The organism is Clostridium sp. UBA871, assembly GCF_002295255.1.
Taxonomy (GTDB): Bacteria; Bacillota; Clostridia; order Clostridiales; family Clostridiaceae; genus Clostridium_J; species Clostridium_J sulfidigenes.
Genome location: NZ_DBFV01000011.1, coordinates 419650 through 442875, shown reverse-complemented (window position 1 = coordinate 442875; position 23226 = coordinate 419650). Strand labels below are relative to the sequence as shown.

The window sequence follows — 23226 nt, the reverse complement described above, 5'->3', positions numbered from 1 at the left end:
AGCTATTTTTATATTAAGTTCCACAATAAGTTCGGTATGGACACGTTGATGTCTCTGGCAATGTAGTGTAATAATCTAGTTCTCTAGAGTGATCATATGGTTTTGAGAGAGCATCCAATAGCCTTTCCATGACCCTATAATCTCCTTGATTTACTGCAGCTTCTAGTGCTTCTTCTACCCTATGGTTACGTGGAATTACTGCTGGATTACTTCTTTGCATAAGTTCCCTTGAGGAAATTTCCGATTCTTCTTGTCTCGTTAATCTCTCCTGCCATCGCTTATACCATTTATCAAATTCCTCTTTGCCAAAGAGTACATTATCCTCTATCTTTCCACTAGTTAATACACGGAAGGTGTTGGTATAATCTGCACCATACTTTTTCATAATACTTAAAAGTTCCTCAATTAAAGCTTCATCAGCAACTTCTTCATTAAAAATTCCAAGTTTTGCTCTCATTCCTCTAATCCAATTATTCTTATACAAATCAGCAAAATGTGAAACTTCTTTTTGTGCTAGCCTTAATGCCTCATTCTCATCAGTGTGTAACAATGGTAACAGAGTCTCCGCAAATCTGGCAAGATCCCATGCACCAATATTAGGTTGATTACCATAAGCATATCTACCCTGAATATCAATAGAACTAAATACAGTAGAAGGATCATAGGCATCCATAAAAGCACATGGCCCATAATCAATTGTTTCTCCACTAATTGTTACATTATCAGTATTCATTACACCATGGATAAACCCAACTAACTGCCATTTTGCAATAAGCTCAGCCTGCTTCCTAATTACTTGCTGAAGTAATAAAAGATATGGATTTTCTTTATCCTTTACCTCTTGAAAATGTCTTTGCAAAGTATAATCAGCTAAAGCTCTAAGTTCTTCAACGGTACCCCATTTTGATGCGTATTGAAATGTACCAACACGAATATGACTAGCTGCTACACGAGTGAGAATTGCACCAGGTAACTGTGTTTCTCTCATTATTGACTCACCAGTTATAACCACAGCTAAACTACGAGTAGTAGGAATACCTAGTGCATTCATTGCTTCACTTATGATATATTCCCTCAGCATTGGACCTAGTGATGCTTTTCCATCACCTCCTCGTGAATATGGAGTTCTACCTGAACCCTTAAGCTGAATATCAACTCTCTCACCTAAGGGAGTAATATGCTCACCTATGAGAACAGCTCTCCCATCACCTAACATAGTGAAATGGCCGAATTGATGTCCTGCATATGCCTGAGCAATAGGCATAGCTCCTTCTGGAATCTTATTTCCTGCAAGTATATCTACTCCATCAATACTTTGTAATCCTTCAGCATTCAATCCTAAAGATTTTATTAGCGCATAATTTAGCATAACTAGTTTAGGTGATGGTACATGACTTGGTCTTTGCATTGCAAAAAATTTTCCCGGAAGTCCAGAATAACTGTTTTCCAAATTGAATCCTGTTTCTATTAATGCTTTTCCTTCTTTCATCCTATCTCCTTTTCTTCTTCATTTTATATAAATTATAGATATAAACTTCTATAATAACTAACCTCTTTTTAGTTTATACTTTTAATAATTATTTATTCTAATATGTTATTCATTAAATACTTATGTCTTTGTTTACTATTGAAATATCAAATTAAATCTATCAATCTTAATATAAAATAAAAATCAAAAAAGATGCTTCATCCTAAGATGATTAGCATCTTTTACCTTAATTTAAACTGTTTGTATATTCCATCTACTAAGGCATCATTACAGTATCAATTACGTGTATAACTCCATTTTTAGCCATAATATCAGTAATTATAACTTTGGCACCATCAATAAATACTGAATCACCCTTAACCTCTATTTTAGCATTTTTTCCATTTGCCATGGCTATTTCCTTGCCATTTAATTTGGCAACATCTGCAGCAGTAACTTTACCTTTGAAAACATGATAAGTTAGAATATCTGTAAGCACATTTTTATTTTCTGGTCTTAATAGCTCATCAATTTTTCCTGCTGGAAGTTTTGAAAATGCATCATCTGTAGGTGCAAACACTGTAAATGGACCTTCACTCTTTAGGGTATCAACTAATCCTGCCGCCTCTAAAGCTGCTGTTAAAGTTTTAAATCTGCCATCACTTGTAGCTATATCCACTATGTCCTTTGGTTCTGCCATTTCTTTCATGGTATCACTTTGAATATGTAAAATGCTCTGTGCACTTGCCACTAAAGGCATTTGGATAATAAATACCATCATTGCTAACGCTACAATAATTTTAATTTTTCTTTTCATAATCATTCTCCTTTACTATTTGGGTTAGTGTAAAGTTTTTACACCCTCTTTTAAAATTTGTAACTTTTATTCCATTTAAGTTTGCCCATTAAAAATCTAGATTATTCTAAATAAATATATACGTACTTAATTAATATTTCTCTGAAATAAATTCACATAAAAAAATAGTAGCCCCAACCTAAATTGAAAGCTACTAATATTAAATCCACATTATTCTTTAACAAACTCCCTGAGCCTAAAGCTACCTGCTGTAAATAACATAATAGACATTAAAAATATGATTAAGATAGGAATAATAATTTTTCCTGTATTTATTATTCTGAGTAGCCATGTAAATGGTGATATTACACTGATTCTACTTATTATTTCAGGAACATTATCAAAGCTATCTAACTCTGATCCAAAAATCCCCATACCAAAGGCAGCTATTCCAAAAACAACTGTAGATAGACTTGCTAAGGTTACATTTCTAATCCATCTTGTTACTGCTACAATAATAGATGTTGTAACTAAACTACTTAGAAATATGATTAGTATTCCTTGAGGAATATTGTTGTTAGGAAGCTTTAATACAAGTGTTAAGATTATAAAAGCTGAGCAACTTAAAACTCCTTGAATTATAAAGGATGAAATAAATAAACTACCTAAAATAGTTATATCTGAATTACTAGTTGCTATGGTTCTTTTTAATACCTTTTGCTCTCTAAGTTTAATTATTTCTCCCGCAATAACGGAACCACCTATCATCATAAAATAACATATCAATAATATAGTCATCTTATAATCCTCTTTACTGTCTACTTCTTCATCTACAATAACTGCAGTAGTAGAATTTGTGCTTAATCCCGCACTTACTTCTTCCTCAACAACTCCAGATACATAGTTTGTTATAATATCTTCTGCCATTATTGAGCCACTAGCTGCTTCTGTACTATAACACTGAATTTTAGGAAGCTCTCCATTATCTAATAAATCTTGAAAGTTATCTTCTATAACATAAATTGCACCTAATTTATTTTCTCTAAGCAAATCGAAATTGTCTTCTACCTTTCCATCTAGTGTATTTATTGAATATTCTTCACTCAATTTCTCAATAACCTCAGTAGAGTGATTTGAATTACTTTTATCTATAATTCCTATGCTTCCTGATCCGTGACTTAAACCTCCACCATTTATAACTAAAATCATAACAACAGGAAATATCAAGGTCATTAGTAACATAAATGGACTTTTTAATTGTCTTTTCATATTAATTAATACTAATCTTATTAAGCGCATACCTTTTTCCTCCCCTGAATTACTGCTTTAATTATTGCTGCAGAGTATATAATAATTGACATTGCAAATATAATTAATATCCATTTCCCACAGCCTTCTAAATTTCCATTTAAATTATATAAATTAAATGCATTATTTAAATAATGTGTTGGTGTTAGCAACGCAATTTTATTACCTTCACCTGAAAATATCTCTCCACTTATTAGGGGTAAGGTAAATATTATAGTCCCAATTATTTTTCCATACTTAGCCCCAAATATAGTAGATATACTTTTAGACATAGATACTACTAGCATAGTTCCCATTAATATTAATAATATTAAATCTAAAATATTTCCTTTAAAACTTAATCCAGCTACTCTAAAGAAAATTACATATCCACTGATTATTATAAACACATATACTATCAAAGCCATAGTCTCGTAAAAAAGATATTGTAATTTTGTAATAGGAGTTGCATTAATTCTTTTATCTAAATTTACACTAATATCTGCATAACCACCATGAATCATTGTATATATAAGAATGGTAATTACAAAGCCAATCATGGATGCTGATATCTTTTCATAGGGATTATTGGTTTTTATAGTATCTATTGTAATATCTTCAACTATAGATGATTCCATAATTCTATTTAAATTCCCCATATCTCCACCAGCTATAGATACATATAAACTTTGATGATATCTATCTAATATTACCTTTAAGGTGTCAGTGGACATTCCCATGCCTTCTACTTTTTTATTAATAATTATATCTCCCTTATTTAAAGATAAAACATTTTTCTCATATCCTTCTTTTATTGTTAGTTCCACATCTGGCTTTTTATCTACTATATTTACAACCTCTTTCAAATCATCACCGCCTAAAAGTTCTACAAGCCTTTTTGAATTTTCAGTGTTGTCTTCATCAACAATTTGAACATTTAATGCCTTAAGCTTTAATGGATTTTCATCATCCAAATTATGAAAAAATGCCATAAAACATGCAAGTAAAATAGGAAATAAGATAAAAGTTGCTATGGTAACTACGCCATTTGCAAACATACCTTTAAGGGTAGTTTTTATATAATATAATGCCTTCATAGCTCTTCCCCCTAATCTCTTAAAGTTTTTCCTGTTAATGATAAAAATACATCTTCAAGCTTTGCCTCTTCATAACTAATCTTCTTTATATTAACAGTTTCTTTTTCTAATAATGAAAGCACACTAGCCAGCTTAAACTTTGAATCAATAGTTAAATTAAGTACATTATCCTTATCTGATACCTTATCGATTCCCTCTAAATCCTTTAACTTCATTATTGTTTCTCCACTTATCTCTTGAGTTTCAATAATCACCTTATTGTTAGAGAAAACTGAAGCCTTAATCTCTTCTCTATCTCCATAGGATACTTCCTTGCCTAAATCAATTATAAATACTCTCTTGCAAAGCTCCTCGATTTCCTCCATATAATGTGAAGTATAAATTACTGTAGTACCCCAATCCTTACATATATTTTTTATGAAAGAAAATATATGATTTCTTGATTGCGGATCTACGCCAACGGTAGGCTCATCCAATATTAAAACTTTTGGATGGTGGAGAATTGATACTGCAATATTTAGTCTTCTTTTCATTCCACCTGAAAACTTCTTAACCTTTTGCTTTTTAGTTTCCTCTAATCCAGTTACTTTAAGAGCCTCTGCTATTCTTTCCTTCAAAAGTTTCCCCTTTAATCCATATAAAGCTCCAAAGAACTCTAAATTATCATAGGCATTAAGGTCCTCCATTAGAGCTAACTCCTGTGGAACATATCCCATACATTCCTTTGCCTTAATCGGCTCCCTTAAAATATCATATCCACATATTTCAATAGTCCCACTATCTGGTGTTAATAAGCTTGTCATAATATTTATTAAAGTTGACTTACCCGCTCCATTAGGTCCAATAAAGCCAAATATCTCCCCTTCTTTTACTTCATAGCTAATATTATCTAAAACTAACTTATCATTAAATCTTTTACTGATGTTTTTTACTTCTATAATACTCATAAAATTACCCCCTAGACTTATCTTACTATTATAATAAGATATTTCCAGGGGGATGGCCATAACTTAAGGTCACTACATAAATGACTTAAGTCACTATTCCATTTTTAAAAGCAAAAATTGCAATCTGCGTCCTATCTCTAAGCTTCAACTTTGATAGTATATTGGTTATATTATTTTTTATTGTTCCTTCTGATAAAAACAACTCTTCTGAAATCTCTTTATTAGTTAATCCTTTAGCTATTGCTTCTATTATCTTAAGCTCTTTCTCCAAAAGTCCATACTTATCTATATCACTTTTAATTACTCCATTACTTCCCATCATTTCTATGGCCACATCAGGATGAACTACCATATTACCTTTATAAGCCATTTTTATACCTTCATAAATTACATCATGGGAGCTATCCTTAAGCATATAACCAAAAGCCCCATACCTCATGGCTTCTCTTATATACTCCTTATCCTTAAAGGTAGTAAGAATTATAACCTTTATCTTTGTAAACTGTTCCTTAATAAGTCTTGTCCCCATAACCCCATCACAAGTTTTCATTCTTATATCCATAAGAACAACATCAACATCAGTGGTTTTGCAAACTTCCAAAGCCTTATAACCATTTTCAGCTATCCCAACAACTTCAATATCCTCATAAACTGAAAGCATTACTTTCAAGCCTTCTCTTATTAATTTCTCATCATCTACAATTAAAAGTTTAATCTTTTCCATTCCTACACCTCCACTTCCCTTGGAACTATAACCTTAACAAAAAAACCATTGTCTTTGCTAGACTTCATATGAACTATACCCTCTATCTCCGCTACTCTTTCCCTTATACTTTTAAGTCCGAGTCCACTTTCCACAATTTTATCTGTTCCCACGCCATTGTCACTAAAGGATATTACAAATTCATCTTCTGTAAAATTCATAATAACCTTAACTATAGTTGCTTTACCATGCTTTAAAGAATTTGATAAAATCTCTTGAATCACTCTATATAAATGATTAATCTGCTTAGTTGATAAATTCCAATCACCCTTTGATATAATGACCTTAACTTCTACTCCAGACATTCTCTCAAAGTTTTTACATACATCTTGAAGTCTTAAAATTCCTTGATAGTTATCATATTCATCGGGCTTTAACTCCCTTACAGCTCTCTTCACATCTTGAAAACTTTCACTAATAAAAGCTCTTAAATTTCCTATCATATCCTTCATAGAACTATTTTCCTTCTCTGCAATGGCTTCCATAGCCGATAACTGAATCATAGCAGTAGATAAAGTATGTCCAACACTATCATGAATTTCCCTTGATATTCTATTTCTTTCCTTTAATAAAGTTAATTCCTCAATAGATTCTACATACCCTTCAAGCTCCTTATTAGCTTCTATAAGTTTTTCATCTGAAACTCTAAGCTTATCATAAAGCTGCTGTGCTTCAACCTTTGTACTAAAAAGTCTAGATATATAACTTAAAAGAATAAAGAAGATTCCAAGTAAAACAAAATTAATAATGCCATCTTCAATAGGCCCACTAAACTTCGGATAAATTCCAATAAATAAAATTATAAGCCCTAATCCATACTTAACTATCTTACTTTTCAACGGGAATAAATCTATGGATACCCCTATTAAGTAAAAAATAATAGTTCCTCCAAAGTTCAGTTGTGCCAATGGTATAAATACTAGCTCTATTATTATTGAAAGGATAGCACTTCTCTCTTTCTCTAAATAAAACATTCTCAAATGATTATTTATAATAAATAATAGAAGAAAAACTAGACTTACTATGCTCTTATTTTCAACTTCTACAAACAACTGAAAGGTTAATATACAAAATGATATATATCTCATTAACAATAATTCTTTACTTTTTACCATACCGCTCTCCTAATATATATTTCTCTATATATTTATTTAAGCCTAAATCACATAAAATTACTAGTGTATTTTTTATATGATTATGTTTTGTTAACCTTATATATAAACACCCTAGGAAGATTCCTTATCTTAAATTTCCCTAACATTCCATTTTATAAACCAAACTACTCCTATACTTAGAATTAAAGTTAATAATAGGATATTGTAAATGCTTAAATTAATATCTATAAGTTGTCCATATATTAACTGACCAGGTGCAACACTTGCTGTTGCAATAGCAGTAGAAAAAGCACTTACCTTTCCTAGCATATCTTCTTTTATTTCTTGTTGAATATAGGTTAAAGATATAATGTTAGATAAAGCTAGTGATAACATTATTCCAAGACCTCCTATAGAATAAAATCCTAAAACAATAAATTTATTTGTTCTAGTTAAATGAGTGGAAATCCCTATAATTACAATAGCTACTACCATAGGATACATAGTTTTGTGTATGTGTTTCATCTTAAACATTTTAGGTCTAAATGTTATTAATAATCCTCCTAGCATCATTCCTATAACAAATATTGCTTCTACAAAACCATATATAACTGAAGGCATATTCAATTTTATTTTAATAAAATAAGGAGATACAACACTTAGAATTGGTACTACAAAAATATTAGTTAAACCATAAGAAACTATAATTCCTAAGACAATTTTCTTTTTTTCTTTTAGATAAATAAAACTCTTTTTCATTTCCTTAAAAGATTGTAAAATAGGTTTTTTTATTTTTTCCTTTAACTGCAAATCTGGAATTTCTAAAAATAGCTCTATAATAGCTGAAATAAAAAAGCTGATAGCATTTATTATTACGATTGTTTTTATCTCAATAAAACTATATAATAAACCTGCGACTATAGGCCCAACTAAATTTACTATAGCACCAACTTGTTGAATTATTCCATTAGCTGTAGCTAGTTTATCCTTTTCAACTATTTGTGGAATACAAGCTGTAACAGAAGGACTATATAAGGTATAAATAGTAGATAGCATGAACATAATGCTTCCTACTATTATGATATTATCTCTTCCACTTATCAATATTATTGAATATATAGCCATTAACCCAGCACTGAAAAAATCAAGGTAAACCATTATCTTTTTTCTATTTACTGTATCAGCTAATAGTCCTGCAATAGGTGCAAATAATATGTATGGAATAGTTGAAATTGCCAATATCCTTGAAAAAATAGCGGCACTTCCTGTTAAATCTAAAATGTATAAGGACATACAAAATCTTTGAATTGCATTCCCAAATAAAGATATTATCTGTCCAGTAACCACTATAGTAAAGTTTTTGTTTTTCATTTTATCCCCCTATAAGTTCATAATCTATGCATATAGGGTAATTTTTATTTTCACTTAATTGCAACTTACCATGAATTCCATAAATCTCTTTTAAGTTTTCTTTAGTTATAGCTTCCATAGGGGTACCTTGGCAAATAACCTTGCCTTTTTTAAGTCCGATAATATTACTTGCAAACCTACAAGCATTATTTAACTCATGTAACACCATGATAATAGTAATGTTTTTTTCTTTATTTAATTTCTCTAACACTTGTAATACTTCAAGCTGATAAGACATATCCAAATAAGTGGTTGGCTCATCTAGCATAATTATATCTGTTTCTTGTGCTAAGGTCATTGCAATCCAAGCCCTTTGTCTTTGTCCTCCAGATAAATTTTCTATTTCTCTATCTGCAAAATCCGTAAGTCCTGTCTCCTCTATTGCCCAATCAATAATTTCTTTATCATGAGCCTTAAGTCCACCTATGAGTTTTTGATGTGGAAATCTTCCAAAAGCAACTAATTCTTTTACAGTAATTCCACTTGGACACACAGGGCCTTGAGGTAGAAAGGCCACTTGTGTTGCTATATACTTCTCTTTTTGTATTTTTATATCTTTTCCATTTATAAAGATATCTCCATTTTTAGGCTTTATTACCCTTGCTATTGTTTTTAGCAGAGTTGATTTTCCGCATCCGTTTGCCCCTATAATAATACTTATCTTACCCTTAGGAATGGAAAGATTCATATCATCTATTATGAGATTATCTTCATAGGCTACTGATAAATTTTTTACACTAATAGCTTCCATCTATTTCTCCTTCATCATTAAATAAATAAAATATGGCACTCCGAATATTGAAATTGTGATTCCTACAGGTATTTCAATTGGAGAAAATAAGTTTCTTGAAACTGCATCAGCAAATAAAACTATTACTATACTTATAATTCCAGATACCCATAAGAAATTTTTATGATAGGGCCCAACTAACTTTCTTGCTATATGAGGAGATATTAATCCAATAAATCCTACATTTCCTGCAAAAGCTGTAGCTCCACCAGCAAGAATAACCGCATAGGATAAAAACTTTTTTCTTTCCCTATTTAAGTTTAAGCCAAGAGAAATTGCATGTTCATCAGATAAATTAAGAGCATCTAACTTTTTATAATCCAATAATACAACCATAAACATTAAAGTAACTAAGGGAATAATTACTTTTGCATAGTTCCATCCTGCTCCCCAAAGGCTTCCAGATGTCCAAATTAATACTCTATTGTAATCACCAACTCCACCTCTAAAAGTAAAGAAGGTAATAAAAGCATTTAATCCCGCATTTAGGCCAAGTCCTATAAGTAGTAATCTCTTTGGTTTAACTCCATTTCTACTTGATAATAAGTAAATTATAGTGGCTGAAATTCCTGCACCTATAATGGCCATAAATGGTAATACATAAACAGATAGAGGGCCAAGTGTACTATAGTAATTTAAAGTTTTTAATGAAACAAATATAACTGCTGCCACTGCTGCTCCAGCATTAATACCAATTATCCCTGAATCTGCTAGATCATTTTTTGTTATAGTCTGCAACAGTGCTCCTGCTGTAGATAAAGCAATACCCACAGAAATTCCAACTAACATTCTAGGGAGTCTAAGATTTAAAATTGCTGCATTTTGAAGTTTTGTTCCTTGACCTAATAAAGTTTTTATACTATCTAAAGGTGATATTTTATAAGTTCCCCAACATAAATACATAATTAAAGATGCAAGTAATAAAATAAATAACATTGAGATTATTATTTTAAATCTTTTTCTTTTCATATCAACCTCGCTCCCTTCTTGCTACAGCTATAAAGAATGGAACACCTATTAAGGCTGTAAAAATTCCAATAGGGGTTTCATAAGGACTATACACCATTCTTGCAGCTATATCGGAATAAGTTAATAGTATTGCACCTAACAAGAAAGAAAAAGGTATATTTTTTCTATAATCTTCTCCAAATATTTTTCTTACTATTTGTGGAACTATAAGTCCAACAAAGGCTATATTTTTACCAACAGCCACAGCCGCTGCACACATTGGTATCATAACAAGGAAAGTTATTAGTCTTATTTTTTCTGGATTTTGCCCAAGGCTAATTGCCACATTATCCCCTAAGCTTAGAATATTTATTTTCTCTGATAGGAAAATAGCTATTATTAAACCTAGGATTCCAACTATTGCAACTAAATTAAAATCTGCCCAGGTTGCATTTCTGAAACCTCCTGAAACCCAAAAAGCAATAAACTGAGATTTATTTGATAAAAGTCCTATTATAGTTGTTAAAGAAATAAAGAAAGTACTCATAGCAGTACCTGCCAAAAGTATTTTTGCTATAGATCTATTATTTGATTTTCTTGATGTAAATCCCATCACTATAATTCCACTAAAGATTGCCCCAATTAATGAAGCTATCATAACATTTATAGTATTTATAGTAATCCCAACAGCATAAAATATAGCTATAACCATAGTTGCCCCTTGACTTACTCCAAGAAGGGACGGCTCTGCTATTGGATTTCTTGTAACTCCTTGAATCATAGCTCCTGTCACTCCCAAAATCCCCCCTGTGAGTAACACTGTAAGGGCCCTAGGAATACGCATATCTCTGATTAGCATAGGTTCTATAGTTTCACTATAATTAAAAATACTATTCCAAACTTCTGATATTCCAATATTGGTGACTCCTAGACTAATAGCTAGGAATACACCGATTATTAGAATAAAAATACTACAAACTATAAAAGTTATTGTATTTTTATTATTTTGTTTCATTTAACATCTCCATTATTTCGTCTAAAAGCACTTGTCTACCTATTGAACTATAGCCTTGTACAAAGTAAGGTGAAGAATCTAGTTTAACAACTTTACCTTCTTTTACTTGAGGTAAATTATTCCATACCCCATTCTCTTCAAGTACTTTTAAATCTTCATCTGTTGCAATCACAAATATATAATCTGATTTTATTGACGCTAATCCTTCATATGTTACCACTGGTAAACTTATATCATTTTGTTCTGGCATACCTTCAGGTTTAGCTAATCCTAAATCTTCATATAAAACATTACCAAAACCTGCTCCATCAAATACATAGAATTGACCACCACTAGCTAAGAAAGATAAATAAGTTGTATCTTTACCATAAGTTTCTTTAATCTTATCTCCAACTTCTTTTGACTTTTTATCGTAATTTTCTAACCACGTATTTGCAGCCTCTTCTTTATTAAATACCTTTGCTAAAGACTTAACATCTTCCTTCCAGTCTAAAGCTTCTAATTTAATCATTACAGTTGGAGCGATTTCACTTAATTGATCATACATTTTTTCTTGCACTGTTGATATGACAATTAAGTCTGGATCTAAGTTCATTATTGCTTCAACATCCATAGTATCTTGCATGCTATAACCTAATATAGTTGCACCTTTTAATGTCTCTTCTAAATATGTAGGGAATTTTGTATAATCGTAAGCATCACTATTAGCAGTTCCGATTACCTTATATCCTAAAATTGATAAAATATCACTATTACCACTTAAGTCAACTATTCTTTCAGGATTCTCTGGAATTTCAACTTCTCCTCTAACGTCTGTTACTGTAACGGTTTTACTTTTTTCTTCTACAGTTGAAGTATTTGAACAACCAACTAAAATCATTGATGTCATACAGGTAGCTAGAATTGCTTTTAATACTGATTTTCTTTTCATCTATATCTTCCTTTCAATAATTAAATTCTTATATTAACAAAGCTAATTGTATATGATTATCATTATCATAACAATATTTGCACCTAATTTAATTATTTTTACATCTAAATAAAGTATTTTCCCTTGATTAATTACAAATTATATATAATATTATTTATAAGAAGGAGGATTTTTATGATAGTAAAATCTAGTGAAGAGTTTAAATCTGTGGTTTTAAATAAATTATGCTTTAGTAAAATTGAAAGTAAAAACTATACTTTATATACAAATAAAAATAAGCCTGAACTTGGCCACTTAATTACTTATTCAAGAGATGGTTATTATAATTTAGGTATTGCAGACTATACAATACCTGAGGATTTTTCCATATACTTTGATAATCCTGAATATTTAATGCGTTTTGGTTTAGTTTATAAAGGAATTACAGAATTTAAAATTGAAAATAATCCTGTTTCATCCTTTACCCCTTCATCCTTCTTTGTCATTGAAAAAAATCTAAAAGGTGAACAGCATTGGAAAAAAGGACAACATTTTCATGGAACTGAAATCACTATATACGAAAATTATTTTAAAGAAATAATAAAACCTAACTTTCCAAAGATAATGGATTTTGATTCTTTTATTAAAAATTATACCTATACTTATCTACCCTTAGGAATTATAGATATTATTAATCAGTTACAAAGTTTAACTTATGAAAATTCCTTAAATAGTATTTATCTAGAAAGTAAAATTTTAGAGTGCATAGCTATATTAATAAATGAGTCCACTAAACCTGAGAATGCTTTTACTAATCAAATTAACTATGGAAATATTAATATTGGTGCTAACAGAATAATAAAACTAACCTCGTCTGATATCCATGCTATTCAAAAAGTCCATGATATTTTAGAAAAAAATTATAATAACCCTCCTAATATTAGTACTTTAAGTAAGATGGTATTTTTGAACGAACAAAAATTAAAAGCAGGATTTTCAAAGCATTATCATATGTCCATTGGGGAATACACCAATCATATTAAAATGAATATTGCTGCAAACCTCTTATCTACCACAGATTTAAGTATTGAAGAAATATCTCAAAAAGTTGGTTATAATTATTCTGCAAACTTTTCTAAAATGTTTAAAAAGACTTATGGAAAAACTCCATTGAAATTCAGAAAAACAAAATAAAGAAATCCATGGATATATACTTGTGCTTTTCGACAAATGCAATGTAGCCCAAGTAGCTCCAATTAATAAGATTGAGCTTTCAAAAACTCTTAGGTCAATAATAGAAAAAGTAGATAGTTTATTTAATCTGTACCAGTTCCTTATTGAGAAGGAACTTAACGGACATAACTATATTGAAGCAATATCATTTTATCAAAATTTTTCCTTAGGTCTACTTCTAGAAATGCTTAGGATTAAATACAAACCATATAGATATAACTTCAAAGCAAGATATATCTATTATGACCTCCCTGAATATATAGTAAAAAGACTTCATATTTTTTATTTCATAAAAGATGGTGAAGAATTAAGAGAAAAACATCATTTAATACATTTCTGGATCAATATATTATATCTCTATTCTGGGAACTCCATATAAAATATGTTATTATTATTAAAAGACATTTTATTAATGTAGAGTGAATAAAATTAACTTTAAAAATCACAGGAGATTTGTATGAAAAAACTTACTTTTGTAATGGAAAATTATTTAGAAGCTATCTATGAGTTATCAGAAGAAGGTAAAGGAGTTAAAATGACTCGCATAGCAGAAAAGCTTGGAGTAACTAAAGCCAGCACTAATAGCGCTATGGTAACTTTAGCTGAAAAAGGACTTATAACTAATGAAAGATACAAGGAAATATTTTTAACTCCTTTAGGCTTAGAAATAGCTAGATCTACATCTAAAAAGCATCATATTATTAAAGATTTCTTTATAAAAATTCTAAACATCGATAGTTCTATTGCAGATGAAGACGCTTGTGCTATAGAACACGTTATTAGTTCAGATTCTGTTTATGCTATGCAAAAATTTCTTTCAAAACATAATAATAAATAAAAAAATCAACGATTTAAAATTGCTTTTGCAATTTTAAATCGTTATTTTTTTACATTTAAGATACCTGACTTCTATATAGCATAGCATAAGTTCCTCCATAACGAATCAGCTCATCATGGGTTCCCGTTTCTTTAATGCCTGTTCCTTCTAGAACTACAATTTTATCTGCATTACGGATAGTTGATAATCTATGGGCAATTACTATAGTTGTTCTATCTTTTGAAATTTCATCTAATGCAGCTTGGATTTCTTTCTCTGTTTTTGTATCAAGAGCTGATGTAGCTTCATCCAAAATAAGAATAGGTGAATTTCTAAGGATTGCTCTAGCTATGGAAATCCTCTGTTTCTGTCCTCCAGAAAGACGTACTCCACGCTCTCCTATTATGGTATCATAACCATCTTCTAAGTTTTCAACAAAATCATGAGCATTAGCCGCCTTTGAAGCCTTAAGAACCTGCTCCCTAGTAGCTTCTTTCCAGCCATAAACAATGTTTTCATAAATTGTTCCGTTAAATAAAAAGGTGTCCTGTAAAACCATGCTTATATTATCTCTAAGACTCTTTAAAGTTACATTTTTAATATCTATTCCATCAATTAAAATACCTCCATTCTGAGGATCATAAAAGCGGTTTAAAAGACTGGCTATTGTGGTTTTGCCCACTCCAGTTGCCCCAACAAAAGCTACAGTTTCTCCTGGATTTACTTTTAAATTTATATTTTGCAAAATGTTTACTTCATCATTGTAAGAGAAAGAAACTTCCTTAAAGTCAATTTCTCCTTTAACCTTATACATTTTCTTTGCATTAACTTTCTCTTTAACATCTGTAACTTCATCCATAACCTCAAAAACGCGTCTACACCCTGCAAGTGCGGTACCTGACATTTCCATAAGTCTTGAAAAACTCTTTATAGGTCCATAAAACATACCAAGATACATAGAAAATCCTACAATATCTCCAATGTTAATTTCTCCTCTTGAAACCATAAATCCACCAAATATTATAACTATAACAGAACCTAGAGCAGTGAAAAATGCAAGAAGTGGAAAAGTGGTTTCAAAAAAGAAGCTTGCCTTTAAGTATGCTTTACTATGTTTTATAGAAAGGTTCTTAATCCTTTTTTCTTCTCTTTCCTGTTGATTGAATATCTGTATTTCTTTAATTCCAGAAAAATTATCTTGAACAGTACCAGAAAGTTCTCCCCTAACCATAGAATTCTGCTTCCATATAGGAGAAAGATGATTACTCTGCCAAAGAGTAATCATAATAAGAAAAGGAATAGTAACAAGACTTAAAAAAGCCAACTTTACATTAATAGAAAATAATAATACCCCAACACCTACGAAAGTCAATATATTAACAACAAAATCAGGAATTACGTGAGCTAAAAGAATCTCTACCTCCATAACATCATTAATAACTCTGCTAGTTAAATCTCCTGTACGACTTTTATTAAAATACTTAAGCCCCATATGTTGAAGCTTAGAGTAAAGTTCTGTTCTCATATCTGCAACATAATGTAAAGCTGCATGATGGTTTAAATATCCTGAAATAGAACTTCCAGCTGATTGAAGTACAGTTGCAACTAAAAGCATCAATCCTATTCGTAAAGATTGGGCTCCAAAATCAGCGCTTCCTTCTGTTGCTATACTTGTAAGCTCTCTTAGGGCCCATGGATTATAAAATCCTGCTATGGTGGAAATAATAACGGCTATTAATGCTAATATCAAATAAATCCAATATTTTCTGGCTCCCATAAAAATACGTAAGGTAGTTCTCATATGCCCACTGCCTCCTTTTCCTTCAACTCTACATCCTCATTTTCATCTACAATATCATAGGTAATACATACTGGACGATTACTCTTAGGTTCAATAACAACATCAGCATTGATATTGAAGGTTTTTCTAAGGACCTCTGGAGTCATAACTTCCTCAGGAGTTCCATGTTTTATGATAGCGCCTTTTTGAATAGCAATAATATAATCAGAAAATCTTGCAGCAAGATTTAAATCATGAAGTACCATAACAATAGTACACTTTTGATTACGGTTAAGCTCATATAAAAGCTTTAAAACCTCTAATTGGTGAGCAAGATCAAGGTAAGTAGTAGGTTCATCTAATAAAATTAAATCAGTTTGCTGTGCTAGAGCCATAGCAATCCAAACTCTCTGTCTTTGCCCTCCTGATAAAGCATCAACTTCTCTTCTCTCAAACTCACTTAACTTAGTTGCAGTTAAAGCCCATTTAACAATTCTTTTATCTTCTTCTGTGAGATTTCCAAAACCTTTTTGATGAGGGAAACGTCCATATGCAACTAACTCACCTACAGTAAGTCCACTTGGTGCAGTAGGAGTTTGAGGAAGTATTGCCATCTTTTTGGCTATTTCTTTTGTAGGCAATTTACTTATATCTTGTCCACTTAGATGTACTACACCCTTTTTAGGCTTTAATATACGTCCAACTGCTTTTAAAATAGTTGATTTACCGCATCCATTTGCTCCTATAATAGAAGTTATCTTTCCCTCTGGTATCTGCATATTTAATTCCCTTACAATGAGAGTATCATCATAAGCTATATCTAAATTTTTAGTTTCAATACTTTTCATACAAACCTCCTTAATTTGACTTTACTAATAAATATAAGAAGTACGGTGTAGTTAATACAGTAATAATAATTCCTGTAGGAACATCGGTTCCAAGACTTATAGTTCTAGTAATAGTGTCTGATAATAGAATAATTATTGAGCCTACTAGAGATGCGGTAGGAATCAATAATTTATGATTTGAGCCTACAAACTTTCTCGCCATATGTGGAGAAATCATTCCAACAAAAAAGAAGTTTCCACCTAAGGCCACGCTGCCTGACGATAGAGCAACAGCTGCTACAGCTAGACCTATGAATTCTCTCTTTACTGCTACTCCTAATCCTGTTGCAGTTTGATTACCAAGGTTTAAAGTATTCAAAGTACGAGATTTATAAAGTACATATAAAAATAGAATCAATATCCAAGGTGCAAGAATAGAAATATACGTCCAATTGTCTCCCCAAAGACTTCCTGCACTCCATCTTTGAATAAAATCCATCTGTTTCTCATCTAACTTTAAAGTAAGCATCATAGTAATAGCACTATATCCACTTCCAACAGCTACACCTGTCAAAATTAATCCTGTAGGTGATATGCTTTTTCCTCTTTTATATGAAAGTAAAAATATAAGCACTGCTGCTGTCATTCCACCTATAAAAGCTAAAAGTGGGAGAGCAATAGCTGAAGATACACTATCTACCTTAAAAATAACTATAAACAATAATACAAATAATCCTGAACCCGAACTTATTCCCAAAGTTCCAGGACTAGCCATATCATTGCGAAGTAAACTCTGCATTACACATCCAGCTGTTCCCATACCAATACCTACAAGAATAGTTAATACAATACGAGGAAGACGAAAATCATATACTATAAGATTTTGTTTAGCTGTACCTTTTCCAAGAAGAACATTAAAGACTTCTGAAGGAGATAGATTCATTTTACCTGAGTTCACACTTATTACCGCTACAAATAACAGCACAATGGTAAGTACTAAAATAATAGTTAAGCCACGTGAAACTGAGTAACCCTTTTTCTTCATTGGAATTCCCTCCTTTGCTTCCTTGTAAGATAAAGAAAATACGGAACCCCTATTACAGCAAAAATAATTCCAATGGGAGTCTCATAAGGCTTATTAATAAGCCTTCCAACTAAATCTGCTGCCACAGTAATCAAAGCTCCATATAATCCTGAAGCTGGAATTATGTATCTATAATCTACGCCTATAAGGTAGCGGACAATATGAGGTACTATTAATCCTATAAAACCAACAGGTCCAACAACAATTACAGAAAGCCCTGTAAGTATTAAAACAACTACAGTAGAAATAGCTTTAACCTTCTTAGTATTAAGTCCAAGACCTATAGCTGCATCATCTCCAAGATTTAAAAGAGTAATTGAAGGTGATATAATAAGAGCTGTAATTATGCCCACAATAAAGAATGGGAAAACTATAGCAAGTTCACTCCATTTAGCACCTGCTGTTCCTCCAGCAGTCCAATAAGCTAAAGCATGCCCAAGTCTATATTTAATAGAAAGATATTGGCTAAAAGCACCAAATAGCATTGATATAGAAATACCTGCTAAAACAAGTCTCTGTGGTTTCATGCCTCCTCTGCCAATAGACGCAATAAAATAAGTCATACCTGTAGTAACAGCTGCACCAGTACATGCAAAAATCATCATCTGTCCATAACTTCCACCAGGTAAAAATGTCATACAAAAAGCTATAGCAAAAGAAGCACCACTACTTATACCCATAAGTCCAGAATCAGCAAGAGGATTTCTTGTGGTTCCCTGCATTATAGCACCACATATGGAAAGGCTTGACCCGACAATTATATTAGCTGCTATACGAGGAAGCCGGAGAGTTTGAATAATCTGGTGTTCAGTTAAAGAAGAGTCAAAATTAAAAATGGCTCCCCAAGCCGTAGACAAATTCATATCAGCAGCACCAAAAGAAATTGATGCTGCTGACATAATCACCAGCAAAACCACCCCTGTAATCATATAGATTGTAAAATTCAAAGCCCCTAATTGTCGCTTTTTATTATAGGTATTTTGCATATTTATTTTCCTTTCTCAATTAGAATTATTTAGCTAATGAATTTATTGCATTAACCATATAGTCAAGTTGTTCAGTAAGACTTGTAACATCAGAATAAAAGAAAAGTCCTTGATACTTTGCTGGAATTTCTATAACCCTTCCCTCTTTAACTGCAGGGATACTCTTCCAAATATCTGTTTTTGCATAATCAGATTCCTTACCTTCCTGTCTACACCATAGTATATAATCTCCAAAATACTCATTGGCTACTTCATAACTTATATGTCCACGTCCTTCTCCTGATTTTTCTATAAGTTCTTTAAGCTTGTCTGGATATTTAAGTCCAAGATATTCATATACTAAAGTACCACCTCTAGAGCCTGTCTCATAATATATACCGCTCCACTCACCAGTAGCTCCCCAATCTTCCAAAATACTGAAAGTTTTACCTTCAAATGTATCACCTTTAAAAGTTTTCTTCACATCCGCAAGTTTTTCTTCAAAGTTAGAAACCGCCTTCTCTGCTTCAGCCTTACGTCCTGTAGCTTCTCCTATGGTTTTTATACGTTCAAGAGAATCCATATCTCCTTCTGGAATAACAAGAACTGGAGCTATTTTACTGAATTTATCAAAGTCTGCCTCATCATATGTAATAATAAGATCTGGTTCTAAATTCATAACTTCTTCAGGCTCCCACTTTTCAATTTTTGTAGAAGCTTTAAGAGTATCATAAAAAGGCATACTTTCTTGTTCCCAAGCATTATATCCAACTAAATTTAATCCCAAAGTAATAACATCTCCAACATACCAATTAGCAATAACACGCTTAGGATTAGCAGGAACTTCAATATCCCCTTTTACAGTAGATATAGTACGAACAGCTTCTTCTTTAGCAGTATCCTTAGATGAAGAACAACCAGCAAAAATCACAGTAGTCATACATATTGCACAAAATAATGACAATAGTTTTTTCATTTTATACCTCTCCCTTATAAATATTTTATATTAATCTAATAACGCTAACACCTGCGTTATATATAAATGTAAGACTAGTCTAACTTTTTAAATCGTAGCATTTATAAATTCCACTGTCAATCGCTTAAAAAACCCCTTTTCAGAAGTCATTTTCTATTAAAATAAGAGTAACTTATTGTTTTATAAGAGTTAAATGAAAATACTTCTCATCATTATGGATTGTAATTTAAATAAAATGGATTATGTTTTTCAACTCTTATCTGCCAACAATCTAAGTATTCGTAGTATATCTGAACTATGCTAATATAAAAATCCAGCAAAATTTGTTGCTGCCTTTAAAGATATCCATAGAATTACTCCTTGTTATTTAGAAAATATTTTAACTTATAAAAAATTAAAGAGCTGTATCAGATTGATTTCATAAATCAATCTTGATACGGCTTCTTTTTTCACTTTCTAAATATTTATAATTTTCTTCACTTTCTTATCCGGCGTCAGCTGTTATCGATTTACATCTCTTTCCTATATTGGATTCTAGTTCGTCTAAAAAAGGAATTAAAGTAAGTTGGTCAGATCTTTCATATGATCTTCTTTCATATTCATGAAAGTTGTGTCTACATCTGTTTTAGACTAATAATCTTTTTCATGTAATTATTATGTGCAAAAAGGTGGATTCAAATTACTGAATCCACCTTTTTTATCGGCTAGGATCAAAATTTATTTTGATACAGCCCCTTGTATTATTAAGCTATAAAATTTATTAGAGAATTCCTATCTCTTTACATGAATATTATAGCTTAATTTATTTTTATTAATTTTCTAGTAATTTATCCATAATATAATTTAACTGTACCCCCGTTGAGTAAATATCAATATCATAAAACAGTGTAAAATCAATAGGTATAACATGTCCTGCCTTAACAGCGGGAATTGATTTCCAAACTGGATTATCCTCTAATTCCCCTATCTCTCCACTAAATATTATATAATCTCCAGCGTAATCCTTAATTGATTCAAGAGAAACCTCTCTATATTGATCTTTTCCTATAATTTCACTCTGTATGACATCTGGTGCTCTAAATCCGAAATGACTGTAAATTAGGTCGCCTCCACGTCCCCATTTATCACCATACACCCAAATACCTCCATTTGGGCTACTCTCAAAAATACTGAATTTCTTATCCATAATTTCTTTAGAAACTAATTGTTCCTTTGCATCATTTATTTTTTCTTTAAAATCAAATAGCACCTTTGATGCCTCTTCCTTTTTATTAAGAACCTCCCCTAAAAATGTTATTCTCTCCTCCATACTAAGAGTACTGAAAGGAATATAAATTGTAGGGGCAATTTTAGAAAACTCCTCAATCTTTTCTTCGTTTACAACAAGAATAAGATCTGGATCATATTGCATTATTTCCTCTGGTTCAAAGTTTTCCCATACTGGTAAGTCTTCTACTTCCTTTTCATAAGCACTCCCATTTGCATCATAAGTAGCTACTGGTTTAACTCCTAATTCCAAAATGTCACCCATTCCATAAGTAGCAATAACTCTTTCTGGATTAGCAGGAACCTCAATATCTCCTCTTACAGTACTTACAGTACGAACAGCTTCTTCTTTAGTAGTATCCTTAGATGAAGAACAACCAGCTAAAATTAAAGTAGCCATAAATGCTGTACAGAATAGTGATAAAAATTTCTTCATTTTATATCTCTCCCTTATAAATATCTTATATTAATCTAATACCGCTAGCACCTGCGTTATATACAAATGTAAGACTAGTCTAACTTTTAAAAGCGTAGCATTTATAAATTCCACTGTCAATCGCTTAAAAACCCCCTTTTCAGAAGTGATTTTCTATTAAAATAAGAGTAACTTATTGTTTTATAAGGGCTAAATGAAAATATTTCTCGTTATTATGGATTGTAATTTAAATAAAACGGATTATGTTCTTATTGAAAACACTTCTCAAATGATGCTATAATATTGTTACTTTAAATCAAAAAAGAGAGGGGTAAAAATTTTATGGATGAATATAATGATTCTTCTTGGAGTGCTTTAGCAGATAAATATAATTTTGTTAAAAGGCCTTATGGTAATGGACATATTTATGATTTTCCTCCTCATTGGTCAAATGGATGGATTGCAGAAATAAATGCTGCTAAGGGATTATTTGTTTCAAGTGCTTGGTTTACTCCAAGTGAACAGATAGTACATACAATAAATTCAAGTAAGCCTTTTATGATTATCTTTTGTGTTGACTGTGGAGAAATAGTCTATTCACATCAAGGGAAAAAGAGGCAAACTCTTCCTCCAATCACTAATTTAATTATTAATCCTCAAAAACCATTTACTTTTACTTTCTCTAAAGACGTACACTATTGTTTTACCAGTGTTTTAATTTTTGATGATTTTATAAAACCCTTTCTTAAAGAACGTACTAATGCACCTAAAATTAGTGTTGGTGATGCGAAGCTCTGGAAAACCCAACATTACAACACTCCTGATATAATGCTTATTTTAGAGCAAATTAGATGGGCTGTAAGAAATACAGACATGCCTTTACTTGCTTTTGAGGGGATGACTTTGCATCTTTTGTCTGCAATCACTAGAAACTTTCCTGATATCCCGAAAAGAAGAAGCAGCCGCCGCCACTACATTACTTGGGAAAATGAGCAGAAGATTTATCAAGTTAAGACTAAGATTGATGAAGATATTTTAAATACTCCAGATACAATTGAACTATGCAGAATAGCTGAAATGAGCGAAAGTAAACTTCGCGAATCTTTTAAAAATCATTATGGAATTCCTCTTTATAAATATATTCGAATAGAAACCATGAAAAGAGCCATGCAGCTCTTATCTGCTGACCATCTAAGTATTCGTGGCATATCTGAACTATGTGGCTACAAAAATCCAGCTAAATTTGCCGCTGCATTTAAAGATATTCATGGAATTACTCCTAGTGATTTTAGAAAATCTTTTAACTTATAAACACAACCTTAACTATGTAATATCAAT

The 23226-nt window shown here is 31.3% G+C and carries 21 protein-coding genes; 3 read left to right on the top strand and 18 right to left on the bottom strand.

Annotated elements, in window-relative coordinates:
* Positions 1–13 precede the first annotated feature (13 nt).
* The 12 genes from B3086_RS15245 to B3086_RS15190 form a co-directional block, all read right to left on the bottom strand.
* Complete coding sequence (locus B3086_RS15245; RefSeq protein WP_346879457.1) at positions 14–1489, bottom strand: protein adenylyltransferase SelO; 1476 nt, start codon at positions 1487–1489, stop codon at positions 14–16.
* 256 nt (positions 1490–1745) lie between these two features.
* A complete protein-coding gene (locus tag B3086_RS15240; RefSeq protein WP_414632300.1) occupies positions 1746–2168 on the bottom strand; it encodes a fasciclin domain-containing protein in 423 nt (140 codons plus the stop codon).
* A 327-nt stretch (positions 2169–2495) separates the two neighbouring features.
* Complete coding sequence (locus B3086_RS15235) at positions 2496–3563, bottom strand: ABC transporter permease (RefSeq protein WP_346847253.1); 1068 nt, start codon at positions 3561–3563, stop codon at positions 2496–2498.
* Positions 3554–4648: an ABC transporter permease gene (locus B3086_RS15230; RefSeq protein WP_346893852.1), complete on the bottom strand. Its 1095-nt coding sequence runs from the start codon at positions 4646–4648 to the stop codon at positions 3554–3556. Before B3086_RS15230 ends, B3086_RS15235 begins: the two co-directional genes overlap by 10 nt.
* Positions 4649–4659: 11 nt before the next feature.
* Positions 4660–5595 carry an ABC transporter ATP-binding protein gene (locus B3086_RS15225; protein WP_346877208.1) on the bottom strand — a complete coding sequence of 312 codons (936 nt, stop codon included), beginning with the start codon at positions 5593–5595 and terminating at the stop codon, positions 4660–4662.
* A gap of 85 nt (positions 5596–5680) precedes the next feature.
* The gene (locus B3086_RS15220; RefSeq protein ID WP_346847250.1) at positions 5681–6319 is read right to left on the bottom strand and encodes a response regulator transcription factor; all 639 of its coding nucleotides are present in this window, start codon (positions 6317–6319) and stop codon (positions 5681–5683) included.
* Positions 6320–6321: 2 nt separating this feature from the next.
* Positions 6322–7473: a sensor histidine kinase gene (locus B3086_RS15215; RefSeq protein WP_346893850.1), complete on the bottom strand. Its 1152-nt coding sequence runs from the start codon at positions 7471–7473 to the stop codon at positions 6322–6324.
* A 129-nt stretch (positions 7474–7602) separates the two neighbouring features.
* Positions 7603–8823, bottom strand: a complete 1221-nt coding sequence (locus B3086_RS15210; protein WP_346893848.1) for an MFS transporter — start codon at positions 8821–8823, stop codon at positions 7603–7605.
* A 1-nt stretch (position 8824) separates the two neighbouring features.
* Positions 8825–9613: an ABC transporter ATP-binding protein gene (locus B3086_RS15205; protein WP_346878464.1), complete on the bottom strand. Its 789-nt coding sequence runs from the start codon at positions 9611–9613 to the stop codon at positions 8825–8827.
* On the bottom strand, positions 9614–10621 hold the full coding sequence (locus B3086_RS15200; RefSeq protein ID WP_346847246.1) for an iron ABC transporter permease: 1008 nt from the start codon (positions 10619–10621) through the stop codon (positions 9614–9616).
* 1 nt (position 10622) lies between these two features.
* A complete protein-coding gene (locus B3086_RS15195; RefSeq protein ID WP_346893846.1) occupies positions 10623–11615 on the bottom strand; it encodes an iron ABC transporter permease in 993 nt (330 codons plus the stop codon).
* Complete coding sequence (locus B3086_RS15190) at positions 11602–12546, bottom strand: ABC transporter substrate-binding protein (RefSeq protein WP_346877204.1); 945 nt, start codon at positions 12544–12546, stop codon at positions 11602–11604. Before B3086_RS15190 ends, B3086_RS15195 begins: the two co-directional genes overlap by 14 nt.
* A 174-nt stretch (positions 12547–12720) precedes the next feature.
* On the opposite strand from B3086_RS15190, the gene B3086_RS15185 reads away from it, so the two are divergent.
* Together B3086_RS15185 and B3086_RS15180 are read left to right on the top strand one after the other, a co-directional pair.
* On the top strand, positions 12721–13719 hold the full coding sequence (locus tag B3086_RS15185; RefSeq protein ID WP_346877203.1) for an AraC family transcriptional regulator: 999 nt from the start codon (positions 12721–12723) through the stop codon (positions 13717–13719).
* 496 nt (positions 13720–14215) lie between these two features.
* The gene (locus B3086_RS15180; protein WP_346893844.1) at positions 14216–14596 is read left to right on the top strand and encodes a metal-dependent transcriptional regulator; all 381 of its coding nucleotides are present in this window, start codon (positions 14216–14218) and stop codon (positions 14594–14596) included.
* A gap of 55 nt (positions 14597–14651) precedes the next feature.
* On the opposite strand, the gene B3086_RS15175 is transcribed toward B3086_RS15180, so the two are convergent.
* The 6 genes from B3086_RS15175 to B3086_RS15150 all read right to left on the bottom strand — a co-directional run bounded on the left by B3086_RS15175 (position 14652) and on the right by B3086_RS15150 (position 21909).
* Positions 14652–16376, bottom strand: coding sequence for an ABC transporter ATP-binding protein (locus B3086_RS15175; protein WP_346893842.1), 1725 nt, complete (start codon positions 16374–16376; stop codon positions 14652–14654).
* Positions 16373–17203 carry an ABC transporter ATP-binding protein gene (locus B3086_RS15170; protein ID WP_346847240.1) on the bottom strand — a complete coding sequence of 277 codons (831 nt, stop codon included), beginning with the start codon at positions 17201–17203 and terminating at the stop codon, positions 16373–16375. The genes B3086_RS15175 and B3086_RS15170 overlap by 4 nt, the downstream gene beginning before the upstream one ends.
* Before the next feature lie 10 nt (positions 17204–17213).
* Positions 17214–18227, bottom strand: coding sequence for an iron ABC transporter permease (locus B3086_RS15165; protein WP_346847239.1), 1014 nt, complete (start codon positions 18225–18227; stop codon positions 17214–17216).
* The gene (locus B3086_RS15160; protein WP_346879450.1) at positions 18224–19252 is read right to left on the bottom strand and encodes an iron ABC transporter permease; all 1029 of its coding nucleotides are present in this window, start codon (positions 19250–19252) and stop codon (positions 18224–18226) included. The genes B3086_RS15165 and B3086_RS15160 overlap by 4 nt, the downstream gene beginning before the upstream one ends.
* A gap of 25 nt (positions 19253–19277) precedes the next feature.
* Entirely contained in the window at positions 19278–20207 is a 930-nt protein-coding gene (locus tag B3086_RS15155; protein WP_346893840.1) for an ABC transporter substrate-binding protein, read from the bottom strand.
* Between the two features lie 811 nt (positions 20208–21018).
* Positions 21019–21909: an ABC transporter substrate-binding protein gene (locus B3086_RS15150; protein WP_346893838.1), complete on the bottom strand. Its 891-nt coding sequence runs from the start codon at positions 21907–21909 to the stop codon at positions 21019–21021.
* Positions 21910–22230: 321 nt separating this feature from the next.
* On the opposite strand from B3086_RS15150, the gene B3086_RS15145 reads away from it, so the two are divergent.
* On the top strand, positions 22231–23199 hold the full coding sequence (locus B3086_RS15145) for an AraC family transcriptional regulator (protein WP_346847235.1): 969 nt from the start codon (positions 22231–22233) through the stop codon (positions 23197–23199).
* The last annotated feature ends 27 nt before the right edge of the window (positions 23200–23226 follow it).

Coding starts and splice junctions, on each gene's coding strand:
- B3086_RS15245 (WP_346879457.1), bottom strand. CDS start 1,489: ATGAAAGAAGGAAAAGCATTAATAGAAACAGGATTCAATTTGGAAAAC.
- B3086_RS15240 (WP_414632300.1), bottom strand. CDS start 2,168: ATGGCAGAACCAAAGGACATAGTGGATATAGCTACAAGTGATGGCAGA.
- B3086_RS15235 (WP_346847253.1), bottom strand. CDS start 3,563: ATGCGCTTAATAAGATTAGTATTAATTAATATGAAAAGACAATTAAAA.
- B3086_RS15230 (WP_346893852.1), bottom strand. CDS start 4,648: ATGAAGGCATTATATTATATAAAAACTACCCTTAAAGGTATGTTTGCA.
- B3086_RS15225 (WP_346877208.1), bottom strand. CDS start 5,595: ATGAGTATTATAGAAGTAAAAAACATCAGTAAAAGATTTAATGATAAG.
- B3086_RS15220 (WP_346847250.1), bottom strand. CDS start 6,319: ATGGAAAAGATTAAACTTTTAATTGTAGATGATGAGAAATTAATAAGA.
- B3086_RS15215 (WP_346893850.1), bottom strand. CDS start 7,473: ATGGTAAAAAGTAAAGAATTATTGTTAATGAGATATATATCATTTTGT.
- B3086_RS15210 (WP_346893848.1), bottom strand. CDS start 8,823: ATGAAAAACAAAAACTTTACTATAGTGGTTACTGGACAGATAATATCT.
- B3086_RS15205 (WP_346878464.1), bottom strand. CDS start 9,613: ATGGAAGCTATTAGTGTAAAAAATTTATCAGTAGCCTATGAAGATAAT.
- B3086_RS15200 (WP_346847246.1), bottom strand. CDS start 10,621: ATGAAAAGAAAAAGATTTAAAATAATAATCTCAATGTTATTTATTTTA.
- B3086_RS15195 (WP_346893846.1), bottom strand. CDS start 11,615: ATGAAACAAAATAATAAAAATACAATAACTTTTATAGTTTGTAGTATT.
- B3086_RS15190 (WP_346877204.1), bottom strand. CDS start 12,546: ATGAAAAGAAAATCAGTATTAAAAGCAATTCTAGCTACCTGTATGACA.
- B3086_RS15185 (WP_346877203.1), top strand. CDS start 12,721: ATGATAGTAAAATCTAGTGAAGAGTTTAAATCTGTGGTTTTAAATAAA.
- B3086_RS15180 (WP_346893844.1), top strand. CDS start 14,216: ATGAAAAAACTTACTTTTGTAATGGAAAATTATTTAGAAGCTATCTAT.
- B3086_RS15175 (WP_346893842.1), bottom strand. CDS start 16,376: ATGAGAACTACCTTACGTATTTTTATGGGAGCCAGAAAATATTGGATT.
- B3086_RS15170 (WP_346847240.1), bottom strand. CDS start 17,203: ATGAAAAGTATTGAAACTAAAAATTTAGATATAGCTTATGATGATACT.
- B3086_RS15165 (WP_346847239.1), bottom strand. CDS start 18,227: ATGAAGAAAAAGGGTTACTCAGTTTCACGTGGCTTAACTATTATTTTA.
- B3086_RS15160 (WP_346879450.1), bottom strand. CDS start 19,252: ATGCAAAATACCTATAATAAAAAGCGACAATTAGGGGCTTTGAATTTT.
- B3086_RS15155 (WP_346893840.1), bottom strand. CDS start 20,207: ATGAAAAAACTATTGTCATTATTTTGTGCAATATGTATGACTACTGTG.
- B3086_RS15150 (WP_346893838.1), bottom strand. CDS start 21,909: ATGAAGAAATTTTTATCACTATTCTGTACAGCATTTATGGCTACTTTA.
- B3086_RS15145 (WP_346847235.1), top strand. CDS start 22,231: ATGGATGAATATAATGATTCTTCTTGGAGTGCTTTAGCAGATAAATAT.